Source organism: Bacillus sp. K7, assembly GCF_053903245.1.
In genome coordinates this window covers 3,324,847-3,346,035 of record NZ_CP096406.1, presented here as the reverse complement: position 1 = coordinate 3,346,035, position 21,189 = coordinate 3,324,847, and the positions used below count along the sequence as shown (strand labels likewise).

Annotated in this window: 21 protein-coding genes; 19 read left to right on the top strand and 2 right to left on the bottom strand. The window is 42.1% G+C overall.

Annotated features, from left to right (window positions below; all coding sequences use genetic code 11):
- Position 1 precedes the first annotated feature (1 nt).
- The 10 genes from M1D98_RS17125 to M1D98_RS17080 all read left to right on the top strand — a co-directional run bounded on the left by M1D98_RS17125 (position 2) and on the right by M1D98_RS17080 (position 12,409).
- The gene (locus tag M1D98_RS17125; RefSeq protein ID WP_456279775.1) at positions 2 to 1,909 is read left to right on the top strand and encodes a glycosyltransferase; all 1,908 of its coding nucleotides are present in this window, start codon (positions 2 to 4) and stop codon (positions 1,907 to 1,909) included.
- A gap of 234 nt (positions 1,910 to 2,143) precedes the next feature.
- On the top strand, positions 2,144 to 2,803 hold the full coding sequence (locus M1D98_RS17120; RefSeq protein WP_010328791.1) for an exopolysaccharide biosynthesis polyprenyl glycosylphosphotransferase: 660 nt from the start codon (positions 2,144 to 2,146) through the stop codon (positions 2,801 to 2,803).
- 55 nt (positions 2,804 to 2,858) lie between these two features.
- Complete coding sequence (tuaB, locus tag M1D98_RS17115) at positions 2,859 to 4,310, top strand: teichuronic acid biosynthesis protein TuaB (RefSeq protein WP_121643782.1); 1,452 nt, start codon at positions 2,859 to 2,861, stop codon at positions 4,308 to 4,310.
- Positions 4,307 to 5,482: a teichuronic acid biosynthesis protein TuaC gene (tuaC, locus tag M1D98_RS17110; RefSeq protein ID WP_010328789.1), complete on the top strand. Its 1,176-nt coding sequence runs from the start codon at positions 4,307 to 4,309 to the stop codon at positions 5,480 to 5,482. Before tuaB ends, tuaC begins: the two co-directional genes overlap by 4 nt.
- Before the next feature lie 54 nt (positions 5,483 to 5,536).
- Entirely contained in the window at positions 5,537 to 6,922 is a 1,386-nt protein-coding gene (tuaD, locus tag M1D98_RS17105; RefSeq protein ID WP_026014458.1) for a UDP-glucose 6-dehydrogenase TuaD, read from the top strand.
- A gap of 84 nt (positions 6,923 to 7,006) precedes the next feature.
- Positions 7,007 to 8,473, top strand: coding sequence for a teichuronic acid biosynthesis protein TuaE (gene tuaE / locus M1D98_RS17100; protein WP_456279774.1), 1,467 nt, complete (start codon positions 7,007 to 7,009; stop codon positions 8,471 to 8,473).
- A 29-nt stretch (positions 8,474 to 8,502) separates the two neighbouring features.
- A complete protein-coding gene (gene tuaF, locus M1D98_RS17095; protein ID WP_121643393.1) occupies positions 8,503 to 9,183 on the top strand; it encodes a teichuronic acid biosynthesis protein TuaF in 681 nt (226 codons plus the stop codon).
- A 24-nt stretch (positions 9,184 to 9,207) separates the two neighbouring features.
- A complete protein-coding gene (tuaG, locus tag M1D98_RS17090) occupies positions 9,208 to 9,966 on the top strand; it encodes a teichuronic acid biosynthesis protein TuaG (protein WP_121643392.1) in 759 nt (252 codons plus the stop codon).
- A 28-nt stretch (positions 9,967 to 9,994) separates the two neighbouring features.
- Positions 9,995 to 11,188, top strand: a complete 1,194-nt coding sequence (gene tuaH / locus M1D98_RS17085) for a teichuronic acid biosynthesis protein TuaH (protein ID WP_121643781.1) — start codon at positions 9,995 to 9,997, stop codon at positions 11,186 to 11,188.
- 144 nt (positions 11,189 to 11,332) lie between these two features.
- On the top strand, positions 11,333 to 12,409 hold the full coding sequence (locus M1D98_RS17080; RefSeq protein WP_456279773.1) for an MraY family glycosyltransferase: 1,077 nt from the start codon (positions 11,333 to 11,335) through the stop codon (positions 12,407 to 12,409).
- Between the two features lie 72 nt (positions 12,410 to 12,481).
- Here the strand turns inward: M1D98_RS17080 and M1D98_RS17075 are convergent, their stop codons facing one another.
- Positions 12,482 to 13,594, bottom strand: a complete 1,113-nt coding sequence (locus tag M1D98_RS17075) for an LCP family protein (RefSeq protein ID WP_121643391.1) — start codon at positions 13,592 to 13,594, stop codon at positions 12,482 to 12,484.
- Positions 13,594 to 14,247, bottom strand: coding sequence for a YigZ family protein (locus M1D98_RS17070; protein ID WP_129551018.1), 654 nt, complete (start codon positions 14,245 to 14,247; stop codon positions 13,594 to 13,596). Before M1D98_RS17070 ends, M1D98_RS17075 begins: the two co-directional genes overlap by 1 nt.
- A 215-nt stretch (positions 14,248 to 14,462) precedes the next feature.
- On the opposite strand from M1D98_RS17070, the gene degS reads away from it, so the two are divergent.
- The 9 genes from degS (at position 14,463) to flgN (ending at position 21,189) form a co-directional block, all read left to right on the top strand.
- Entirely contained in the window at positions 14,463 to 15,620 is a 1,158-nt protein-coding gene (gene degS, locus M1D98_RS17065; protein WP_010328781.1) for a two-component sensor histidine kinase DegS, read from the top strand.
- Positions 15,621 to 15,702: 82 nt separating this feature from the next.
- On the top strand, positions 15,703 to 16,392 hold the full coding sequence (gene degU, locus M1D98_RS17060) for a two-component system response regulator DegU (RefSeq protein WP_003219701.1): 690 nt from the start codon (positions 15,703 to 15,705) through the stop codon (positions 16,390 to 16,392).
- Between the two features lie 97 nt (positions 16,393 to 16,489).
- Complete coding sequence (locus tag M1D98_RS17055; RefSeq protein ID WP_121643389.1) at positions 16,490 to 17,335, top strand: DegV family protein; 846 nt, start codon at positions 16,490 to 16,492, stop codon at positions 17,333 to 17,335.
- A gap of 104 nt (positions 17,336 to 17,439) precedes the next feature.
- Positions 17,440 to 18,813, top strand: a complete 1,374-nt coding sequence (gene comFA / locus M1D98_RS17050) for an ATP-dependent helicase ComFA (protein ID WP_435576276.1) — start codon at positions 17,440 to 17,442, stop codon at positions 18,811 to 18,813.
- Between the two features lie 59 nt (positions 18,814 to 18,872).
- Complete coding sequence (locus tag M1D98_RS17045; RefSeq protein ID WP_010328777.1) at positions 18,873 to 19,169, top strand: late competence development ComFB family protein; 297 nt, start codon at positions 18,873 to 18,875, stop codon at positions 19,167 to 19,169.
- Complete coding sequence (locus tag M1D98_RS17040) at positions 19,133 to 19,855, top strand: double zinc ribbon domain-containing protein (protein ID WP_121643387.1); 723 nt, start codon at positions 19,133 to 19,135, stop codon at positions 19,853 to 19,855. The genes M1D98_RS17045 and M1D98_RS17040 overlap by 37 nt, the downstream gene beginning before the upstream one ends.
- A gap of 71 nt (positions 19,856 to 19,926) precedes the next feature.
- The gene (locus tag M1D98_RS17035; RefSeq protein ID WP_010328775.1) at positions 19,927 to 20,346 is read left to right on the top strand and encodes a TIGR03826 family flagellar region protein; all 420 of its coding nucleotides are present in this window, start codon (positions 19,927 to 19,929) and stop codon (positions 20,344 to 20,346) included.
- Between the two features lie 79 nt (positions 20,347 to 20,425).
- Complete coding sequence (gene flgM / locus M1D98_RS17030) at positions 20,426 to 20,692, top strand: flagellar biosynthesis anti-sigma factor FlgM (RefSeq protein ID WP_010328774.1); 267 nt, start codon at positions 20,426 to 20,428, stop codon at positions 20,690 to 20,692.
- Between the two features lie 14 nt (positions 20,693 to 20,706).
- Positions 20,707 to 21,189: a flagellar protein FlgN gene (flgN, locus tag M1D98_RS17025; protein ID WP_010328773.1), complete on the top strand. Its 483-nt coding sequence runs from the start codon at positions 20,707 to 20,709 to the stop codon at positions 21,187 to 21,189.

The window sequence follows — 21,189 nt, the reverse complement described above, 5'->3', positions numbered from 1 at the left end:
GATGAAGATAAGCATTGTTATCCCTGTATATAATTCAGAAGATCTTATTTCCGAATGTCTTGACAGCTTAGTTAATCAAACGATGCCAACAGACGATTATGAGATTATATGTGTCGATGATAAATCTGCGGATTCATCTTTAGACATTTTGAAGCAATATAAAAAGAAGTATGAAAATATTATTGTTATTGAAAGAACGGAAAATTCAGGCGGTCCAGGTGCACCCCGCAATGATGGGATAAAAATCGCCAAGGGTGAATACATTCTATTTGTGGATTCCGATGATTATCTGGGAAATGAAGCATTATTGAGGTGGTATAATTTCTCAAAAGAGAATCAATCAGATATTACTTTAGGAAAATTAAAAGGGGTTAACGGCAGAGGCGTTCCAAAATCAATGTTTAACGAAACAAACGCTGATGTGGATCTTGTAAACTCCAGAATTATCTTTAGTCTGGGACCTACAAAATTGTATAGGAATTCACTTTTAAAAGAGAATCAGTTAACGTTTCCTACTCATATAAAGGCGGCAGAGGATCAGGTCTTTACTATGAAGGCATATTTGAAAGCAAAGAAGATATCTGTTTTAGCTGACTACGATTATTACTATGCGGTCAAACGAGACGGAGATCATATGAGCGGCGCTTATGTCTCTCCAGATAATTTTTATGAAGCGATGGAAGATATTATTCACGCAATCAAAGCCAGCGACCTTGAAGAAGACAGAAAAATGAAACTGATGGCCGTATTTCTAAATAGGCATTTTGATTTTTCACGGACCAGAAATGTCACGATTAAATTGAAAAAAGACGAAGAAAGAGCAGAATGGTTTCACTATCTCGCATCATTTATACGAACAGTGCCTGAAGAAGTGGATCAATTCGTGCTTTCGCATATCAAATTAAGGCTGCTGTTTATTCGGAATAACGATTTGCAAGGGTTAACCCAGTACGAACGAGAGGAACAGGATATTAAAAAGTACTGTACTGTGCATAACGGGAATATCATTGCGCGTTATCCGAGCTTAGAGGGTTATTCCATTTCTGAAGAACTGTTAAATGTAAATGATAAAAACAAGCTTGAACATCATCTGAAAAATATTGAATTCAACGATCACAGCCTCAGCATTGAGGGAACGATGAGACACACATTGGCAGATGAAGAAACAAATAATAACCAAACGCTTACAGGAGTGTTTGTTCATCGCAGTACAAAAGCAGAAAAATATTTTTCTCCAGTTTCATTTGAAAACTCAACGTTTACATTTGAGTGTACGTTTGATGAATTAGCATCTGCTGAAGAAGACTTAGGCGTTTGGGATTTCTTTATTGAATCAGCTATAGACGGCTACAAACTAAGAGGAAGAATCGGAAACAAACGGGTGCCGTACAAATATTCAACCAAAACAATGTATTTAGGACATAATTCTTTATTTGTATACAGCGCCAGACCATACTTCACAATGAACTATGATAATCTTTCGGTTGATATCAAGAAACATGCTTATACAGAAGCTGAACTTTCTTACGAAACAGAATCAAAAGATTTATCATTCCTTTTTAAAGATAAGCAAATCTGTTTGCCAAATCATTCGAAAATTATTGTCAATACCGCCCAGGCTGAAATTTCATTGCCTGTAAAACATATTGATTTAGAGCCTGATTGTACGAAATTGACGGTAAACGTGCAGAGTTTGCTGGAGCAGCTGGCTCATGTCCAGAAAGAACATCGATTAATTGAATTTGCAATAAATACTTCTCAAAATAAAATCAGTGCAAAAGAGGATAATCAAGTCATTATCCTCGATACGAAGAGCGTGGAACGGAAATCAATGTTAGTCTTTCGTAAAACAGTGGAGGTTCAATACAAGCTGTTAACCTCTAAATCAAAATTTTACTTTCAATATTAAATGCTTCGCAGAGTAAAGAGACAAATCTGGAAAATGGTTTGTCTCTTTTTTTATACAATATGCTTAATTTTTAAAAAAAGTGTCTAAAACAATAAAAAGTTTACGATTAAATGTCAGAAAAAATAACAAATTCACACTTCTTAACATACCATTTACATCCAATTAACATCTGTCTGCTAAACTGACTGGCATAGGTCATCATAACATCCCAAACAAATCGTGAGGTGTGTGTCAGTGAGTGCAGAGAAAAGCATGAATGTGAGCCGTGAATTCTCAGTTCAGCAAATACATTCTTTTACATTATCGGAAAAGACGGCTCGTTACTTGGCGGTTAAGCGCGTAATGGATATTTGGTTTGCGCTCATTGGATTGGCGATTGCGCTGCCAATGATTGCGGTATTTTCAATACTGATTTGTTTGGAGACGCCGGGGCCTGCCATTTATACGCAGGAACGTGTAGGGAAAGGCGGGAAACGATTTAAGCTTTATAAGCTTCGTTCCATGAAAATAGATGCCGAGAAGTCTGGGGCTGTTTGGGCGCAGAAGCAAGATCCGCGGGTGACAAGGATCGGAGCTTTTATCAGAAGAACGAGAATTGACGAGCTTCCTCAGTTATTTAATGTGCTGAAAGGTGATATGAGTATGATAGGCCCTCGTCCGGAACGTCCTGTGTTTACGGAAAAATTCCAGAATGAGATTCCAGGTTTTACACAGCGTTTGGCTGTTAAACCGGGATTGAGCGGCTGGGCTCAGGTGAACGGCGGTTACGATATGACGCCGAAGGAAAAACTGATATTTGATTTATATTATATTCGGAATCTGACTTTCACTTTAGAATTAAAAATTATGTTAAAAACTTGTAAAGTAGTGTGGACAGGTGATGGTGCAAGATAAAATGGAAAGCCTGCATTCACCATCAATCTGAGCTTAAAAAGAAGTAGGGAATATGATGCCAAGTATTACAAAACAAATCATGAGCGGCGCAAAGTGGACAAGTATTTCAACAATGTTCATTACAGCCATACAAATTGTTCAGTTTGCCCTGCTAGGAAATATGATGACCTTAACGGAATTTGGACTCGTCGGCATGATCACAACGGTTACTGTGTTCGCTCAGATTGTGCTTGATATGGGGTTTGGCGCGGCGTTAATTCAAAGAGATGACGCGACGGAGCGCCAGCTGTCAACTTTATATTGGCTTAATATGATGACCGGCGCTTTGCTGTTTGTTCTTTTATATGTGAGCAGTCCCGTTATTGCGGGATTTTATCAAAGGGAAGAGCTGGTGTTTCTGATTCGGATTTTAGCGATTATGTTTTTGATCGCGCCAATCGGGCAGCAGTATCAGTATATGCTGCAAAAGCAGCTGCACTTTAATACGTTAAGCAAAATTGAGATTTTTTCAAATGTCTTGTCCTTTGGATATTTAGCGATTGCGGTGTTTATGATGGACGCGATTTTGGCGTATGTCATTTCTCAAGTGCTGCTGCAGTCCAGTAAAGGGATTTTATATTGGGCCGTCTACCGGAAAAATTGGCGCCCCGCTTTTGTTTTTGACTTGAGGGGAATGAAGGCGTTCTTTTCCTTTGGAGCCTTTCAGCTTTCATCCCGACTTGTGAACAGGCTGGGAGCGAATCTCGATATGATTTTGATCGGCCGGTTTATCGGTGCAGAAGCGCTGGGGATTTATAACCTTGCTTACCAGATTGTCACGATTCCGGTTTTGAAGATCAATCCGATTGTGACACGGGTGGCATTCCCTGTTTTCGCAAAAAACAAATATGAAAACAGCGTAATCAGAGAAGGCTTTTTGAATATGACAAAGATGCTGGCGCTTATTTCGTTTCCGTTGTTAATCGGGCTCGTGTCTGTGTCAGACGCTTTTGTTGCTACCGTTTTTGGAGAAAAATGGCTTGCTGCGGTTCCGGTTCTCAATGTGCTGGCCATTGTCGGGATACTTAGAGTGCTCATGAATCCAAATGGATCTGTGCTTCTAGCTAAAGGAAGAGCAGATTTAGCGTTTTATTGGGATTCCGGAGTGTTGATGCTGTACGGATTGTCATTGTTTGCAGCCGTTCAGACGGGAAATCTGCTGACAGTCGCATGGGTATACGCCATCATCAGCGTATTCAATTTCCTGATCGGTCGCTGGCTGCTGTCGTATGTCATCAAGCTTAATCTTTCGGCTTATTTCCAGTCGATTTTGAAGCCGTTTTTCATCACAGCCGTAATGGCCATCATCGCATTTGGTGTAAGCCTAAGCGCGGAACATTTCAGTCTGCAGGCAGAAATGCGGCTGGCGATTTCAGTGGCGGCCGGGGCGCTGTGCTATCTCTTTCTTTTGGTAAAAGCGTACCCTCAAACGAAAAGCAAACTACTAAGAAAAGGACGTTTGTCATGAAGATTTTGTGGATCACAAGCGTATATCCGAGCAGTCTGAAACCCGGTGAGGGTGTGTTTCACGAAACACAGGTGCAAGAGCTGCAAAAACTTGGGCTTGATATCACGGTGGTATGCCCAAGGCCTTTTCATTCGGTGCCTGTCCGCATGCTAAAAAAAGCATATCGAAAAAAGGATGCCAGACCGGAGTATGAGATTAGGAAGGGGATACCGGTTTACCGGCCTTTCTATCGAGCGGTTCCCGGCCAGCTGAAGTGGGCGCAGCCTCACGGGAGAATCGCATCATCCGTTCTAAAAACGATGCAACAGTTCGACTTACATCCGGATCTGATTCATGCGCATTTTGCCATGCCATCGGGCGGGGCTGCGGCAATGGTGTCGGAGTCAGAGCGAATTCCGTATGTCCTGACCTTGCACGGCAGCGATGTGAATGTCTACCCGCATTACAGCAAAGGGGCGTTTAAAGCCTTCCATCGTGCTGTAGGCTCCGCGTCAGCTGTTTTAGCTGTCAGCCATAAGCTTCAGGAAGAGACCAAAAAGCTTACTGGCGTTGACAGCTCGGTTTTGCCGATCGGCATACAGCTCAGCCGCTTTCAGGAAAATGAGCAGACAAAAGAAGAAGTCAGAAAAAAACTCGGGCTCCCGCTCGATCAGCGTCTGGCCGTGTACGTCGGCAGGCTCGTCAGGGAGAAAGGCATTTTTGAACTGTCAGACGCCATTGAATCGCTGAAGGAGCCTCCTAAGGCAGTTTTTGTCGGGGATGGTCCTGCAAAATCAATGCTGATCCAGAAAGGGCATATCGTCACAGGCCAAGTGCCAAACTACAAGGTAAGAGACTATTTGCTTGCGGCAGACATGTTCGTGCTTCCTTCTTACAGTGAGGGGATGCCGACAGTCGTGATTGAGGCGCTTGCGTTAAGGGTTCCTGTCATCTGTACGGATGTTGGCGGAGCGGCATCGTTATTCGGAAAGCATCGGCATCTGCTGATTAAACCGAAATCTGCTCAAGCCTTGGCGGAAGCAATCGATCTGTACGAACAGGAGCAAATATGGAAACCGGAAATAGCAGATGATTTGTATGAAATCGTGCAGGCTCAATTTGATGCTGGAAAAAATGCCAAGGCCTTGCATCATCAGTATCAGACGGTCATAAAAACGTTGGTTTCATTGTAGAAAACTGCGACCAATAGAAATAGGAAGTTATTTTACAGGAGAGGGATGAGCGCTGTGAAAAAAATAGCTGTCATTGGAACTGGTTATGTAGGACTCGTATCAGGCACTTGTTTTGCGGAGATCGGGAATAAAGTTGTTTGCTGTGATATCGATGAATCAAAAATCAGAAGTCTGAAAAATGGAGTAATCCCGATCTATGAGCCAGGGCTTGTAGATTTAGTCGAAAAAAATGTGCTGGATCGGCGTCTGTCTTTTACTAACGATATCCCGTCCGCCATACGGGCCTCTGACATTATTTATATTGCAGTCGGAACGCCAATGTCCAAAACAGGTGAAGCTGATTTAACGTACGTGAAAGCGGCAGCGAAAACAATCGGTGAGCACCTCAATGGCTATAAAGTGATCGTAAATAAAAGCACAGTCCCGGTTGGAACAGGAAAACTGGTTCAATCTATCGTTCAAAAAGCTTCAAAAGGAAGATACTCATTCGACGTTGTATCTAATCCTGAATTCCTTCGTGAGGGCTCAGCGATTCATGACACGATGAATATGGAGCGTGCCGTGATTGGTTCAACAAGCCATAAAGCGGCCGCTATCATTGAGGAGCTGCACCAGCCTTTCCGCACTCCTGTCATTAAAACAAACTTAGAAAGTGCAGAAATGATTAAATACGCAGCGAATGCTTTTCTGGCGACAAAGATTTCTTTTATCAACGATATCGCAAATATTTGTGAGCGAGTCGGCGCAGACGTATCAAAAGTTGCTGACGGCGTAGGGCTTGACAGCCGTATCGGCAAGAAGTTCCTAAAAGCAGGCATTGGGTTTGGCGGCTCCTGTTTTCCAAAGGATACAACCGCGTTGCTTCAAATAGCAAAAACGGCTGGCTATCCTTTTAAGCTTATAGAAGCTGTTATTGAAACGAACGAAAAGCAGCGCGTCCATATTGTAGATAAACTTCTAACTGTTATGGGAAGCATCAAAGGAAGAACCATTTCCGTTCTTGGATTGGCTTTCAAACCGAATACAAACGATGTGAGATCCGCTCCTGCTTTAGACATTATCCCGATGCTTCAGCAGCTTGGCGCACATGTAAAGGCATACGATCCGATTGCGATTCCTGAAGCCTCAGCGATCCTTGGCGATCAGGCTGAGTATTACACAGATGTATATGAGGCGATTGAGGACACGGATGCTTGTCTCGTTTTAACGGATTGGCCGGAAGTAAAAGAAATGGAGCTTGTAAAAGTGAAAACTCTTTTAAAACAGCCAATCATCATTGATGGAAGAAATTTATTTTCACTTGAGGAGATGCAAGCAGCCGGATACATTTACCACTCTATCGGCCGTCCCGCTGTTCGGGGAACGGAACCTTCTGCCAGGTATTTTCCGGGCTTGCCGCTTGAGGAAGTAGCTAAAGACTTGGGGAGTGTCAATTTATAAAAAGAAAAATTGTGACTTGGCTGAAATTGCCGGCTGCTTGGCTCGGCCGCCGGCTCCTGAAACATCAGGAAAGGGGTTAAACATGTGAGTATTAAACGTTCAGCGGTCCAAACGCTTGCGTTACTGGCCGCTGCCATATTTGGAATCATCCTATTGCTGGGAGCCATCCGCACCGATACAGGTTTCATGCAGATGGCTGCCGTGCTCGCGGTGTTGGTGATCGGGCTGTTTGCCCTAGCGCTTGCAACCGCATTTACAACAAAAGAACGGCTCTTTATGGCTGTCATCTATATTTTGATCGCCTGCACTTTTTTAAACAATGCCTTTTACTCGATTGATCTAGGTTTTTTCAGTTTGTTCCTTTACAGGCTTTTGCTCATTGCGGCGGGATGCCTGCATGTGATTGGTATGGCCCGTAATCGAACACATATTGAAAGATGGAACGGACTGCAAGTGAAAGGGATATTGCTCTTTTTCGCCTTTTGGTTTATATACGGCCTTGTTTCTCTGCTGTGGGCCAAGTCGGTGACAGACGGAATCAAATATTTGTCTTTATTGGCTATGGGAATCTTCTTCATTTACCTCATTGTTATGTATGTGCAAAAAATGGAGCGGCTGATGATGGTTTATGCCATTTGGCTTGTCATGACAGTGGTTCTGATGATCATTGGTTTTTACAATCATTTGACTCATCATCATCTCCCGAGTTCAACGCTATACAGCGGGCCGGAATATAAGCAGCATTATCCGACATCGGTCTTTTTTAACCAAAACGACTTTGCGACCTTTTTATCAATCAGCTTCTTTTTTTACATCACAATGGTGAAAAATATTAAAAATGGATACATCAAGGCGATTGGCTTTGTGCTCTCGCTCTGTGCGCTGTATTTAATTTTTGCTACCGGTTCAAGGGCCAGCCTTCTGGGGATTTTTGCTGGCATTGCTGTCTACATTTTCATTGTATTGCCGCCCGTTCTTAAGAAAGTGGCCATATGGGTGTCAGCGGCAGGGGTTGCCATGTTTGCAGTTCTATTCGCCAGCCGAATTTATTCAAAGTTTTGGGAGCTTTTTCTCGCTCCGCAGACGCTGCACTCATTTCATGATAGGCTTCCATCAAATGTGGGCCGTGCCAATCTGCTGAAAAACGCATGGCACTTTTTCCTTGATTCATACGGATTCGGAGTCGGAGCAGGGAATGTATCCTATTATCTTGAGCACTATGCTTTATATGATACTGACAATGTGACAGAGGTGCACAACTGGCTCGTTGAAATCCTTGCTAACTTTGGCTTGTTTATCATGCTTGGATATCTGGCCGTTTATGCCTATCTCATATGGGTGCTTTACAAGTTCTATGAAAGAAAACTAGAAAAGCAGTCAAAACTGATCACAGAAGGGCTTATTACCGCTCTGGTCAGTTTCTTGGCATCCAGTATCAGCCCAAGTTCTGTTTCAAATTTATTTTTTCATTGGGTGTTTCTGGCGCTCGTCATCGCCGCTGTAAATGTGTTAAGGCGGTCTAGAAAGATGCCTGAACCGGTGTACAAATAAAACAGACTACAAAAAGCAGGGAGACTTATATGAACGATATATTGACAAGAATAGCCCGTCGCATGAAAAAAAATATCATTTGGATGATAGCAGTGCCCATTATATTAGGTGCGGCTGGGTATATCCTGCCGTCCCAGATCGCTGACCAAAAGCGCTATACAGCTGAAGACACTTTAGCTGTGGGGAGATATGATCATCCGGTTTACAACAGCATAGAGGAAATTCCTCTTTTGCTTAAGAGTGACTCTTTTTTGAAGGAGGCTCTTCCTGACGAAAAGGATGAAGATTTGGCTGAGATCAAGGAAAAACTCACCATTAAAACGGAATCCAAATCTTTGCTGACATTGAGCTATAGCGATAAGGACAAGGATAAAACGGAATCCGTCTTAAACGCCATTTCCTCCGCCTTTCTCAAAAACGATCAAAAACTGTATGCGGAAAGAGAAGCGGTTATCCGCAGCAGCATAGACGCACTCGAAGGCGAGACGGTCAGTGAGGACTCCAAGGTGGATAAAGAGAGATTTTTATATGAACTGAAAAACACCCAGCTTAATCTGAAAGCTGCCAGTGTCACTGATTCTGAAACCGTAAGTGAGGCAGCGGGCGGCGGAATGTCCCCGAAAAAGAAAGCGGTTCTTGGCGTTATGATCGGCCTCACGATTGCCTTTATGTTCGTTGTCATTCCTGAATTTTTCAGAGAATCCTTTTAAAATCATACCGATGGAGATGTGATCATGACCAATTGGAAACCTCTCGTATCTGTCATTACACCTTCTTATAATGCGCGTGACTATATTGAAGACACGATTCAGTCAGTGTTGGATCAGAGCCACCCTCACTGGGAAATGATTATCGTGGATGATTGCTCAACGGATGGGACACGCGGCATTTTAAAGCAGTATGAAGAAAGAGATGAAAGAATTCATGTGGTGTATATGGAAGAGAACGGCGGAGCTGCGGTTGCTCGCAACAAAGCGTTAGAGCGCGCTCAAGGACAATTTGTAGCTTTTTTGGACAGTGATGACAAATGGAAAAAAGACAAACTGGAAAAGCAGCTTGATTTTATGATGGAGCGCTCCTGTGCATTTTCTTTCACAGGCTATAGCTTAATGGCGCAGGACGGGACTCCGCTCGATAAGTTTATTCATGCCCCGGAAAGCCTGACGTACGACGATGCCCTGAAAAATACGATTATCGGCTGCTTGACGGTCATGATTGACAGAGAGCAAACGGGACAGATCCAAATGCCGAATATCAGAACGAGGCAGGACTTGGCCACTTGGCTGTCTCTTTTAAAAAAAGGGTTTACCGCTTATGGGATGAATGAATGCCTGGCTGAATACCGGCTTGTGAATAATTCGATATCCAGCAACAAATGGAAGGCTGCGAAAAAAACGTGGTTTGTCTACAGGGAGATTGAACGGCTTCATTTCATCAAAGCAACATGGTGTTTTGTCCAATATGCAAAAAATGCGGTGAAAAAAAGATTATAGCCGCAAACAGAGAGAAAAGGTGATGAAGGTGGAAACAAATAAAGCAATCATTCATGTCATCGTTGCCACTGCTGAATGGGGAAAAGACCAATTAAGATACAGGCGGCATAGGCTGGCGGAGTTTTTAGCTGCACAGGAGGAAACAAAGGAAGTCATTTGGGTGTGTCCGGCTCCGCGCGCCCAAGAGAATGAGTTTCAGCAAGTTCATTCAGGCATCAGGCAATTCGCTGTCAAAGACTTGCTGCAGAAAAAAATGTTTCGTTTTGGACGTTATACAGATGTTTTTTACAGGCATAAATTATCACCATTACTTGATGAGCTGGCATCTGCTTCTGCAAACGGTGAACGCTGCTGTTTATGGTACACGTTCCCCGGCTTCCCGTTGCTGTCTTCGCTGTATTCTTGGGATCAAGTGATTTATGATTGCAGTGATTTATGGGCGGCGCCGATCAGCGGCCGGTCAAATTTGCTGTCTGAATTCCGGCGAAAAGTCATTAAGTCGGCAGAGCTGAGAATTATCCATCGAGCCGATTCCATTACTTGTTCATCGGATTATCTCCACAAAGAAGTAGATAAGAAACTGACAGCGGGTCGAGAAAAGGTGCATACTGTCGAAAATGGTGTGGAATATGAGCTGTTTTCTGCAAATCAAGCGGCTTCCGATCGCAGCATCTTGCAAGGAAGAGAAGGATTTGTATTAGGTTTTATCGGCGGAATTAAGCCTAAGCTCGATTTTAAAATGATTGAAGAAGCAGCGCTTCAAAAACCTGATTGGACATTTTTATGGGTTGGGCCAGATGCCACTAATGGCGATGTCTCGTTTCAAGAGCTGCTGAGGCTTCCCAATGTGATATGGACAGGTCCGGCAGATCCAAAAGAAGTTCCGCATTATATGGAGCTTATCGACATCGGCATCATGCCATATAAAAAATCATCGTATAATCAAGCTGTGTTTCCACTGAAACTATTTGAATTTTTAGCGGCGGGAAAGCCTGTCGTCGGCTCTAATCTTCCGTCAACCTCAAAAATGAAAAAGCCGTATGTATACGAATATGTAGAAGGCGGTCACCCGCTCGATTTTATCGCCGCATGTGAAAAGGTGCTCGGCCAACACGGGGATGAAACGTATATAGAAATGCGCCGAAACATCGCCCGCGCACAAGATTGGAATTGCTTATTTAAAAAAATCATGAAATATACAGGGATTCAAAAACATGCGTAGTCCTATAAATTGGGATGCGCGTTTTTTGATTATGCGTGTTTCTTTTTGATGAAGCTTGTTATAATAACTAGGGAGAAGGTATAATGGAAGGAACGGTTCTCTATATAAATAAAGACTTTATTTGATCCCAAAGGAGACTTCTTTATGCTTGACGAACGCATGATTCGCATTGTTGTTGCGTTTATTGTCTCGCTGCTGACAGTTTTAATCATAACCCCAATCGTAAAAAGGATTGCGATTAAAATAGGTGCAGTTGACCAGCCCAGCAATCGAAAAGTACATGACAAAATCATGCCCCGGATGGGCGGGCTGGCCATTTTTATCGGAGTGGTTGCAGGTGTGCTTGCAGCCGGTATTTACACAGAAACAAAAATGACGGCTATTACAGTCGGGGCATTCATCATTGTTGTGTTAGGTATTCTTGACGATAAATATCAATTAAGTGCAAAAGTTAAGTTTTTGATTCAATTAGGCGTAGCCATTATGATTGTAAGCACCGGTTTAAAAATGGACTTTTTCTCAGTGCCTTTTTTAGCAGAACGGTTTGAGCTAGGATGGCTGGCTTATCCGCTGACAGTATTATGGATTGTCGGCATCACAAATGCAATTAACCTGATTGATGGATTGGATGGCCTTGCAGCCGGTCTTTCTGTTATCGGCCTGTCAACGATCGCCGTTATGGCGCTATCTGGAGGAAAAGTACTTATTCTGTCACTCTCATTGGTGGTTATCGCCAGTACACTTGGATTTTTGTTCCATAACTTTCATCCCGCAAAAATCTTTATGGGTGATACAGGATCGCTTTTTCTAGGGTATTGTATTTCGATTCTTTCATTATTAGGGCTGTATAAAAGTGTAACATTGTTCAGTATCGTTATCCCGATTATTATATTAGGCGTGCCGATATTTGACACAACATTTGCTATCATCAGAAGAATTTTAAACAAACAGCCGATTTCGGCACCCGATAAGTCCCATATCCACCATAGACTGATGGCCTTTGGCCTTTCACACCGAATGTCGGTCATTGTGATATATCTCATTGGATTTATTTTCAGCATCAGTGCAATTGTGCTTAAAAGTGCCACAATTTGGCTCTCTTTGTTTATTATCTTCATTTTAATTATTTTTATGCAAATCGTAGCAGAAGTGACAGGACTCGTGAATGAAAAATTTAAGCCGTTTACGAAATTTTATAAACGGCTGGTGAAACGAAACTAAAAACTCCGGCGAAGATGCCGGAGTTTTTTCTGCGCAAAAATGCCCGATCTCTAAAGAAGATCGGGCATTTTTTTAATAGGATGAATCCGTTGTTGAATTCGTTGTACTGCTTGAGTTTGTGCTGCCGTCATTCGAATACGTCGTACCGTCAGTTGTTGTGCTTTCATCTGTGCCGGTGCTGTTTGTATCTGGACTATAATGTAAATGATCTTGGAGCGTTTTTCTGACAATCTCCAGATTTGTTGCGTCTGGTTCAAAATAATATATGTTGTTCGGCCCTAAATATAAATCAGATCCTGTAATGCTCAACGTGTCGATTTTCTTGCTGGTAAAGCCGCTGTAAATCTGCTGCAGCGCTAAACCTTCCGTAATGCGAATATTGGTTTCAACGTTTTCGCTTGCTTTTTCTGCGATTTTATCGATCTTAGCAATGTTGCTTGCACTTGACATTTGGTCAATCAGCGCATTTAAGATTTGTTTCTGTCTGTCATTACGGCCAAAGTCTCCGCGTTTATCCTGTTTCCTCATACGGGCATACGCCAAGGCTTCTTCGCCGTTTAAATGCATCTCGCCTTTTTTGAAGTAAATCCGTTTGCTTTCGTCTACGTCACTTTTTTCATCAAAATCGAAAGGCACATCTACATCAATACCGCCAACTTCATTAATCACATCTTTAAATCCGTCAAAATCAACTGTGACATATTTATCGATCGGGATTTGCAAGAATTTTTCAACAGTTTCAACTGTCTCATCTTTTCCGCCTTTGCTGTAAGCGGCATTAATCTTTGCTTTGCTTCCGGTTGTGTTACTGGCTAATTGCACTCGTGTATCACGCGGAATACTCAGCATTTTCATGGTTTTATTTTTGGGATCCAGGGTAACGACAATAAGAGAGTCTGATCTCCCTTTTTGTCCTTTGGTTGCGTAATCCTCTATCCCCATAAATAAAATAGAAAACGGCTTTTTCTTCATATCAACAACTTCGCTGCGAAGATTTGATTTATTTCCGCGGGAAAGAGCATCATATGAATCATCCGCAGCGCTAATGGTTTTATAAAGTTTATATCCTCCAAGCCCTACGACCACCAATAAGGCAAGGGTGAATAATAACATCATTCTTTTTAAAATTTTCCTGCGTTTGCTCTTTTTCTTCTTTCGCACACGCACTCTAACGCGTTCAGCCATTATTCAGTCTCCTTTATGTGATTGACGGCTTTTTCAAGGTACGTCAACTCTCCCTCTTTAATATCACTCTTTCCATTTGTCAGTTCTGTCATCCACTCAGAAAATGCGTTTGTTTCTTTTTCTTCCACATATACTTCGAATTCAACATTTTCGGCATAATGGATGTCCTTTAGCAGAAATTGTGATTCTCTTAGTTCATTTTCAATCTTGCCGAGCCACGTGTAATCCGCGGAAGTATGCATGACCCGCATGAGCTTACGTTCTACAACACCTATATGATTTAATCCTTCAGACACTGATTTCCCATAAGCGCGAATTAATCCGCCGGCCCCAAGTTTAATGCCTCCGAAGTATCGTGTAACAACGGCGCAAGTATCTTTAAGGCCGCGTTTTTTTAATACTTCAAGCATCGGCACTCCCGCTGTGCCGCTTGGTTCTCCATCATCATTGGCTTTTTGGATATGGTCGTTTTCGCCAATGACGTAAGCCGAGCAATTATGAGTCGCATTCCAGTGCTGTTTTTTTATTTTCTGTATAAACTCCTGTGCCTCTTGTTCAGTAGAAACACGGCTTAAATGACAGATAAAACGCGATTTTTCTATAACAATCTCGTGTTCTCCTGCTTCTTTCACAGTAAAATAGCTGTGCAGCATGCTTGCTGACCCCCTGCTAAGCATAAAAGACTGCCTATACAAATTCGTACAGTCTTTAGAATTTTTGTGCGTATTTTGGTATCATAAAGAATAGAAGGTATATAAAATTGTTTTTTTCTAGAATATACGCATTCTTTCATTATAATTCGACATAAATTGCAGATCAATTACATTTATAATAAAAATATATAACAACGCCGTGACGGAGGGAAATTATGAATAAAACAAAGATGGATTCCAAAGTTTTGGATTCTATTTTGATGAAGATGCTGAAAACCGTTGACGGGAGCAAGGACGAGGTTTTTCAGATCGGGGAACAGTCACGCCAGCAGTATGAACAGCTGGTTGAAGAACTGAAACAGATTAAACAGCAGGTTTATGAAGTGATCGAGCTAGGCGATAAACTAGAAGTGCAAACCCGCCATGCGAGAAACCGTTTATCCGAGGTCAGCCGCAATTTTCATAGATTCAGCGAGGAGGAAATTCGCACTGCTTACGAAAAAGCCCATAAGCTGCAGGTGGAATTGACGATGATCCAGCAGCGTGAGAAGCAGCTGCGCGAACGCCGGGATGATTTAGAGCGCAGATTGTTAGGCCTTCAGGAAATCATTGAACGGTCGGAATCATTAGTAAGCCAAATTACAGTTGTCCTTAACTACTTGAATCAGGATTTGCGCGAAGTCGGACTGCTTCTTGCTGATGCCCAGGCAAAACAGGATTTTGGCTTAAGAATTATTGAAGCGCAGGAAGAAGAACGAAAAAGGGTCTCAAGAGAAATTCATGACGGACCCGCTCAAATGCTGGCAAATGTGATGATGAGATCGGAATTAATCGAGCGGATTTTCCGTGACCGCGGCACTGAGGACGGTTTCCAAGAAATAAAAAATCTCCGTCAAAATGTGCGAAATGCCCTTTACGAAGTGAGAAGGATTATATATGATTTAAGACCGATGGCCCTTGATGATCTGGGCCTGATTCCAACTTTGAGAAAATATCTATATACAACAGAGGAATATAACGGTAATGTTAAAATACATTTTCAGTGCATCGGTGAAACAGAGGATAGGCGGCTTGCGCCCCAGTTTGAAGTGGCGCTATTCAGGCTCGCACAGGAAGCTGTGTCTAATGCACTAAAGCATTCCGAATCTGAAGAAATTACTGTCAAAGTTGAGATCACAAAGGATTTTGTGATTTTAATGATAAAAGATAACGGCAAAGGGTTTGACCTGAAGGAAGCGAAAGAGAAGAAAAACAAATCATTCGGCTTGCTTGGCATGAAAGAAAGAGTAGATTTATTGGAAGGAACCATGACAATAGATTCGAAAATAGGTCTTGGGACATTTATTATGATCAAGGTTCCGTTATCTCTTTGACTATGATTTGTAAAATAGAGCCAAATGGCTTATTGACCGAATGCTAGCGTATATAGAACAATAATACAAGGAGGCGTGGCTTGTGACTAAAGTAAACATTGTTATTATCGACGACCATCAGTTATTTCGTGAAGGTGTTAAACGGATATTGGATTTTGAACCTACCTTTGAAGTGGTAGCCGAAGGGGACGACGGAGATGAAGCGGCTCGTATTGTCGAGCACTATCATCCTGATGTTGTGATCATGGATATCAATATGCCAAACGTAAATGGTGTGGAAGCTACAAAACAGCTTGTAGAGCTGTATCCTGAATCTAAAGTAATTATTCTATCAATTCACGATGACGAAAATTATGTAACACATGCCCTGAAAACCGGCGCGAGAGGTTATCTGCTGAAAGAGATGGATGCTGATACATTAATTGAAGCGGTTAAAGTAGTTGCCGAGGGAGGTTCTTACCTTCATCCGAAGGTTACTCACAACCTCGTTAACGAATTTCGCCGTCTTGCAACAAGCGGAGTTTCTGCACACCCTCAGCATGAGGTCTACCCTGAAATCCGCAGACCATTACATATCTTAACTAGACGGGAATGTGAAGTGCTGCAGATGCTTGCAGACGGAAAAAGCAACCGCGGTATCGGTGAATCATTGTTTATCAGTGAGAAAACCGTCAAAAACCATGTGAGCAATATCTTGCAGAAAATGAATGTAAACGACCGGACGCAAGCCGTTGTGGTCGCCATTAAAAATGGCTGGGTAGAAATGAGATAGTATAATACGAGACTTGCCTTTTATTAGGCAGGTCTTTTTTTAGGCTGCCGTTTCGCTTACAATAGATTTATTAAGCAATAAGGCAGGTATCGAATCTATGAATATTGCAGTCGTAACAGACAGCACGGCATATATCCCGAAAGAAATGCGTGAACAACATCAAATACATATGATCCCACTCCAGGTTGTGTTTGGTGAAGAAACGTATCGGGAAGAAATCGAATTGGACTGGAGAAGCTTCTACGAGGAAGTAAAGAACCATACTGAGCTTCCCACGACTTCACAGCCGCCAATCGGCGAACTGATCGCTTTGTATGAAGAGCTTGGCAAGTCTTATGATGCGGTTATCAGTATCCATCTTTCCAGCGGAATCAGCGGCACGTTCAGCAGTGCAGCAGCGGCTGACGCAATGGTGGAAAATATTAAAGTGTATCCATTTGACTCAGAGATCAGCTGTTTGGCTCAAGGTTTTTATGCTCTTAAAGCTGCTGAATTAATCAAAAATGGAGCGTCATCACCGGAAGATATCATAAAAGAACTGGAAGAAATGAAAAAAACAGTTCGGGCGTATTTTATGGTAGATGATTTAGCGCACCTTCAGCGGGGCGGACGATTAAGCAGTGCCCAGGCCTTTATTGGGAGTCTTCTAAAGGTAAAGCCTATTCTTCACTTTGACAATAAGGTAATTGTGCCTTTTGAGAAGATTCGCACACGTAAAAAAGCAATTTCACGAATTTATGAGCTTTTAGACGAGGATGCGAGTAAAGGATTGCCTATGCGTGCTGCTGTTATTCACGCTAATCGAGAAGAAGAAGCAGCGAAAATCATTGAGGAGCTTTCTGCAAAATATCCTCATGTTGAATTTTATAACAGTTATTTTGGAGCGGTAATCGGCACTCATTTGGGTGAGGGCGCGCTTGGAATTTGCTGGTGTTTTCAATAACATGAAATCTCCGTTTTAGCAGCGGAGATTTTTTTATATTTATATTTTGACCACTGGACAGAAAATATTCAATCAGCCATACTTTCTCGAAAGGAGGCGGTGCTATGAACATGACTTTCTCAAAAGAATTACAGCAGACGCTTCAAGGCCGTCATTTGCTCAGAACTGAAGTCCCATTTTCCGATGAGCTGATTGAATGGCATATCAAGAACGGTTATATTGGCGCTCAAAACTCAATATCCAAAAATAAACGGGAGTATAGGTGTAATAGGTGCGGCCAAAATGATCAATGTTATTTTTCTAATTATCACTCATCTGGAAAGAAGCAGCTGTATTGCCGTTCCTGTGTCATGATGGGAAGAGTAAGTGAGGAAGTGCCTTTATATTCATGGAAAGAGGAGGATGAACTCCATTGGAAGCCTATCAAGCTGACTTGGAATGGCGAGCTCTCAAGGGGACAGCAAAAAGCCGCCAATGTCTTAATTGAGGCAATATCCAGAAAAAAAGAACTCCTCATCTGGGCAGTTTGCGGCGCTGGCAAAACAGAGATATTATTCCCCGGTATAGAGTCAGCATTAAATCAAGGACTGCGTGTATGTATTGCGACACCCCGCACCGATGTTGTATTAGAGCTAGCTCCGAGGCTCAAGGCCGCTTTTCAGGGCGCTGACATTGCGGCACTATACGGGAGCAGCGAGGACAAAGGGCGTTTATCTCCTCTTGTGATTTCCACTACACATCAGCTTTTGCGATATAAAGACGCATTCGATGTTATCATCGTTGATGAAGTTGATGCTTTTCCGTATTCCGCTGATCAAACTCTTCAATTCGCTGTTCAAAAAGCCAAAAAGAAAATCAGCACCCTGGTTTATTTAAGTGCAACACCTTCTAAAGAACTAAAAAGAAAAACAATGAACGGACAGCTGCATTCAATTCGCATTCCAGCAAGACACCACCAGAAACCTCTTCCAGAACCGCGTTTTCTATGGTGCGGAAACTGGAAAAAGAAATTAACCCGAAATAAAATCCCGCCAGCGGTAAAAAGATGGATAGAGTTTCATGTGAAAGAAGGGAGGCCTGTGTTTTTATTTGTTCCCTCCGTTTCTGTTTTAGAAAAGGCAGCGGCCTGCTTTAAAGATATTCATTGCCGAACGGCGTCTGTTCATGCGGAAGATAAGGACAGAAAAGAAAAAGTACAGCAATTCAGAGATGGTCAGCTTGATCTTTTAATCACAACAACAATATTAGAAAGAGGCGTTACGGTTCATAAGGTGCAAACAGGGATATTAGGGGCGGAATCACCTATCTTTACGGAAAGCGCACTTGTGCAAATCGCAGGAAGAACCGGCCGGCATAAAGAATACGCGGACGGCGATGTTATTTTCTTTCATTACGGAAAAACAAAGAGCATGCTGGATGCAAGAAAGCATATAAAAGAAATGAATGCTTTGGCGGAAAAAAATGAAAGAACAGACTAGCCATTATTTGAAAACATGGTACAGTATACTCATATAACTGATGATGAGGGGCTGTAAAAATGCTTGTCAATTCCAAAGAAATCATAATGAAAGAACTGCTCGACCGATATATGGACCAGCTTCATATGACTTGCACTTGCCAAGTATGCAAAAACGATGTATTGGCACTTTCTTTAAATCAAGTAAGACCATCTTATGTTACTGATCTTAAAAAGATCGCATATACGAAAGCTGAGCTGGTAGATAAACAAAAAAATACGGCTATGCTTGTGATTTTGGCTGAATCTGCTGCAGCGGTTTCAGATAGTCCAAACGATTTATGCCAAAAGAAGCAGGAGGGGGAATTCATAAACTGATCTGTCTATTATGTGATACGCCATTTTCTCAACCTGTTACATGGAGAGCTCTTTTTTTATTAAAGCTTGAAGAAAAGGTCTGTCATTCCTGCAGAAGCAAATTTAAAAAAATCACAGGGCATATCTGCCCGCTATGCGGCAAGCCTCAATCCATTCATGAGCTATGCAAGGATTGCGAGACGTGGAAATTAAGGATGAATGACAGCTTGCTGCTGCGCCAAAACCGTTCAGTTTACACATATAATGATATGATGAAAGAAACACTCTCCCGTTTTAAATTTAGAGGAGATGCAGAAATCATAAATGCATTTAAAAGTGATTTCTCTTCAACCTTCTCAAAGGTTTACCCCGATAAGCATGTTGTTCTCGTTCCTATTCCGCTGAGCAAGGAACGGGAAAAGGAGCGTGGGTTTAATCAGGCACAGCTCCTCGCAGAATGCTTAGACCGTCCTATCCGCCATGCCCTCTTCCGCTTGAATAATGAGAAACAGTCTAAGAAAACGAAAGCAGAACGCCTGCTTTCAGAGCATATTTTTGATACAAAAAACAATTCAGTCGAAGGTATGAATATCATTTTAATAGACGATCTTTATACAACAGGCGCTACTTTGCATTTTGCAGCCCGCTGTTTATTAGAGAAGGGGAAAGCCGGTTCTGTGGCATCTTTTACCTTGATCAGAAGCTAAATGATTCTGTTTTTCTGCCGATATAATCACTAGAAATTAACAGGTATATTATCGAATAAGGAGAAAAAAAGATGGGAGAACTGGCGAATTGCCCAAAATGCAATGCTTTATTTTTTAAAACAAAGCTGCAAACTGTATGTCAGGCGTGTATTAAGGAAGAAGAAAAATCATTTGAGACTGTATATAAGTTTTTAAGAAAACAGGAAAATCGGAAATCAACTTTGGACCGCATAACAGAGGAAACAGGTGTAGAAGAAGAGCTGATATTGAAATTCATCAGGCAGAAACGGATTCAAATCACTCATCTTCCTAATTTGGCATACCCATGTGAGAGGTGCGGGACATCGATTCGAGAAGGCAAGTTCTGTAAGGCTTGCCAGTCAGATATAAAGGCTCAAATGGATCATTTGGACCATGAAGATGCACTGAAAACCGAGAGGGAAAATAGTAAAAAAGACACGTACTATGCCTATAATACCAAAAACAGCTGATTCCCTAAACTAACTGAAACCGCAGTCGATAAAAGGGTTAGATTGTTTAAAGACTGCAACGGAAAGCGAGAGGAATCCTATGAAAATCAATCAATTTGGAACACAATCCGTTAATCCATACCAAAAAAAATATGAAAAGCAAGCGGTGCAAAAAAATGCTGCACAGCCCCAAGATAAAATTGAGATTTCATCACAGGCTAAAGAAATGCAACATGCATCTGATGCAGTCACTGGTTCGCGCCAGGAAAAAATTGCGCAGCTTAAAGCGCAAATTGAAAACGGGTCATACAAAGTAGACGCTAATCATATAGCGAAAAATATTGTTAACTTTTATAAAAAGCAATAAAAAGGAGAAAGCCCATGTCAGCAAAGCCAATTATTGACCAATTGAAGCGACTTTGCGTTCTTCATGAGCACCTGCTCACGCTGTCTCAGGAAAAGACGGAAGCGCTCAAGGCCGGCAAAACGAAAGAGCTTTCTAACATTTTGACAAAAGAGCAAAAATATATACAAGCAATCGGACAGACAGAAGATGACCGGATCAAAGCAACTTCCGCTTTTCTCGGATACAGTGAAAACAACACCATTTCCGCATGTATCGCCAAAACTTCAGGCAGTGAAAAGGAAGAGCTGGAACAACTATATGAGTCTCTTTCTAACGCTATCGGACGTCTGAAGGAAGTGAATGAGATGAATAGGCAGCTCACAAGAGATGCGCTGCAATTCATTTCAATTTCGTACGATATGCTGGTTCCTAAGGAAAATAACTTCAATTACAGCAAATCAATTAAAGCTGAGCTTCCGAAGAGCAGCCGAATGAAGCTATTTGATTCAAAAGCTTAG

Bases quoted from the DNA above. Each gene is read 5' to 3' on its own strand.
- M1D98_RS17040 (WP_121643387.1), top strand. From the start codon at position 19,133: ATGCCAAAAGAAGCAGGAGGGGGAATTCATAAACTGATCTGTCTATTA.
- M1D98_RS17075 (WP_121643391.1), bottom strand. From the start codon at position 13,594: ATGGCTGAACGCGTTAGAGTGCGTGTGCGAAAGAAGAAAAAGAGCAAA.
- tuaB (WP_121643782.1), top strand. From the start codon at position 2,859: ATGCCAAGTATTACAAAACAAATCATGAGCGGCGCAAAGTGGACAAGT.
- tuaC (WP_010328789.1), top strand. From the start codon at position 4,307: ATGAAGATTTTGTGGATCACAAGCGTATATCCGAGCAGTCTGAAACCC.
- comFA (WP_435576276.1), top strand. From the start codon at position 17,440: ATGAACATGACTTTCTCAAAAGAATTACAGCAGACGCTTCAAGGCCGT.
- degS (WP_010328781.1), top strand. From the start codon at position 14,463: ATGAATAAAACAAAGATGGATTCCAAAGTTTTGGATTCTATTTTGATG.
- M1D98_RS17080 (WP_456279773.1), top strand. From the start codon at position 11,333: ATGCTTGACGAACGCATGATTCGCATTGTTGTTGCGTTTATTGTCTCG.
- tuaF (WP_121643393.1), top strand. From the start codon at position 8,503: ATGAACGATATATTGACAAGAATAGCCCGTCGCATGAAAAAAAATATC.
- M1D98_RS17070 (WP_129551018.1), bottom strand. From the start codon at position 14,247: ATGCTGCACAGCTATTTTACTGTGAAAGAAGCAGGAGAACACGAGATT.
- flgN (WP_010328773.1), top strand. From the start codon at position 20,707: ATGTCAGCAAAGCCAATTATTGACCAATTGAAGCGACTTTGCGTTCTT.
- M1D98_RS17045 (WP_010328777.1), top strand. From the start codon at position 18,873: ATGCTTGTCAATTCCAAAGAAATCATAATGAAAGAACTGCTCGACCGA.
- flgM (WP_010328774.1), top strand. From the start codon at position 20,426: ATGAAAATCAATCAATTTGGAACACAATCCGTTAATCCATACCAAAAA.
- M1D98_RS17055 (WP_121643389.1), top strand. From the start codon at position 16,490: ATGAATATTGCAGTCGTAACAGACAGCACGGCATATATCCCGAAAGAA.
- tuaG (WP_121643392.1), top strand. From the start codon at position 9,208: ATGACCAATTGGAAACCTCTCGTATCTGTCATTACACCTTCTTATAAT.
- M1D98_RS17125 (WP_456279775.1), top strand. From the start codon at position 2: ATGAAGATAAGCATTGTTATCCCTGTATATAATTCAGAAGATCTTATT.
- M1D98_RS17035 (WP_010328775.1), top strand. From the start codon at position 19,927: ATGGGAGAACTGGCGAATTGCCCAAAATGCAATGCTTTATTTTTTAAA.